The 2360-nt window shown below is 75.2% G+C and carries 2 protein-coding genes; both read left to right on the plus strand.

Translation table 11 applies throughout. The features are described 5' to 3' along the window. A partial coding sequence (locus G3I42_RS31850; protein ID WP_164291161.1) for an amidohydrolase family protein occupies positions 1-823 on the plus strand: 823 nt, incomplete at its 5' end. 658 nt (positions 824-1481) lie between these two features. Beyond that, on the plus strand, positions 1482-2303 hold the full coding sequence (locus G3I42_RS31855) for a polyprenol monophosphomannose synthase (RefSeq protein ID WP_164291162.1): 822 nt from the start codon (positions 1482-1484) through the stop codon (positions 2301-2303). The last annotated feature ends 57 nt before the right edge of the window (positions 2304-2360 follow it).

The raw sequence follows: 2360 nt of genomic DNA on the forward strand, positions 1-2360 counted from the left end.
CGCGGGCGACCTCTTCGCCGACGGCGCGCTCGGCTCGCACACCGCGTGCCTGCACACGCCGTACGAGGACGCGGCGAGCGGCCACCGCGGCACCCCCTACCTCGACGCCGAGGCGGTCGCCGAGCACGTCACGGCATGCACCGAGGCCGGGCTCCAGGCCGGTTTCCACGCGATCGGGGACGCGGCGCTCGGCGCGGTCGTCGCGGGCTTCCGCGCGGCGGCCGAGAAGACGGGCCTGGACCGGGTGCGCGCGCTGCGCCACCGCGTGGAACACGCCGAGATGCTCGACGCCGAGTCGATCGCGGCCTTCGCCGCCCTCGGCCTGACCGCCTCCGTGCAGCCGGCCTTCGACGCGCTGTGGGGCGGCGAGGACGGCATGTACGCGGCCCGGCTCGGCGCCGAGCGGGCCCGTACCCTCAACCCCTTCGCCGCCCTCCTGCGGGCCGGTGTGCCGCTCGCGCTCGGCTCGGACGCCCCGGTGACCCCGCTCGACCCCTGGGGCACCGTGCGCGCCGCCGCCTTCCACCACACGCCCGAGCACCGCGTCTCGGTACGGGCCGCCTTCACCGCCCACACCCGGGGAGGCTGGCGCGCCGCGGGCCGCGACGACGCGGGCACCCTGGTCCCCGGCGCCCCCGCGGACTACGCCGTCTGGCGGACGGGCGCCCTCGTCGTACAGGCCCCCGACGACCGCGTCGCCCGCTGGTCCACGGACCCCCGCTCCGGCACCCCGGGCCTGCCCGACCTCACCCCGGGCACCCCGCTTCCCGAGTGCCTCGTGACGGTCGTCGGGGGCCGGGAGGTCTTCCGGGCCGGGGCCTGAGGGCACGGCGGGGCCGTCCGGGTGGACCCGCGGCGGCGCGTACGGCCGCTGGGGTGATGTGCCCCCGTGCCCGCGCGGGCCTGAGTCTGCGGGCCCGACCGGCCCCCGGCGGCCCCGGGACTCGCCGCTGACCTGCGGGATCGCGCGACACTCCGCCCCGGGCCCCGGGCCACGGGTGTTGACAGGGTGCGGCGGTCGGCGGGTAGGTTCGGCCGGGTCCACCACCGGACAACCGATCGGCGACGTCCCGCGCATCCGCTGGGCGCGACTGGGCCACGGGGGGAACGCGCCGGAGTTCCTCCCCACGCGAGCCAGGTCCAGCGTCCGCGTCCACCGGACACGGGAACGCTTCGTACGAGGAAGGGGTCCCTCCCCGCCAGCGGCGTGGGGGACGGTGTGACCCGGGTGGGGCCCGGCCGCTCAGTAGACAACGGTTCACGGTCGATCCGCAGCCAGCGGGTCCCTGGCCGGCCCGAAGGGCGCCGGGCCCTCATCCGCAGCGCTTCCGCACGCCCCGCGTCAGCTTCTCCCCGCACATCCCCCGGACGTGTGGTCGTCGTATCCCGCCCCCGCCTCCCCGTGTCGCCGCCGTGGCCACGACCGCCGGTATGGGCAACTAAGGTGGTCACTCGCACGGATCGGCACGTAAGGGGCAGCAGTGAACGCAGGCGAGGGTCTGCCGGGCAGCCGGGACGGACAGCGCCCGCCGCTGGGCGAGGCACTGGTGATCATCCCGACGTACAACGAGGCGGAGAACGTCCGCACGATCGTCGGCCGCGTCCGCAAAGCGGTGCCCGAGGCGCACGTCCTCGTCGCGGACGACAACAGCCCGGACGGCACCGGGGCCCTCGCCGACGAACTCGCCGCCGAGGACCCCCACGTCCAGGTGCTGCACCGCAAGGGCAAGGAAGGGCTCGGCGCCGCCTACCTCGCCGGTTTCGCCTGGGGCCTCGACCACGGCTTCGACGTCCTCGTCGAGATGGACGCGGACGGCTCGCACCAGCCGGAGGAACTTCCCCGGCTCCTGACCGCCCTGCGCGACGCCGACCTCGTCCTCGGCTCCCGCTGGATCGCGGGCGGGCGCGTCGTCAACTGGCCCAAGTCCCGCGAACTCCTCTCGCGCGGGGGCTCCACGTACTCGCGCTTCCTCCTCGACGTCCCGCTGCGCGACGTCACGGGCGGCTTCCGGGCCTTTCGCGCCGAGACCCTGCGCGGCCTCGGCCTCGCGGACGTCGACTCCCAGGGCTACTGCTTCCAGGTCGACCTGGCCCGCCGCGCGGTCCGCTCCGGCTACCGCGTCGTCGAGGTCCCCATCACCTTCGTCGAACGCGAACTCGGCACCAGCAAGATGAGCCGCAACATCGTCGCCGAGGCCCTGTGGCGCGTCACCACCTGGGGAGTCACCTCCCGAGTCGACAAGGTCCTGGGCCGCCCCCGCAACCCGTCGAATCTTCAACGATCCAACAGCAGCAACGAATAGCAATCCCCCCAGCGAAGAAAGCAGCCCCTCCGGCGCTTGAGGAGCGGGGCCCGGGGC

It is taken from the genome of Streptomyces sp. SID11385, assembly GCF_010548245.1.
Lineage (GTDB): Bacteria > Actinomycetota > Actinomycetes > Streptomycetales > Streptomycetaceae > Streptomyces.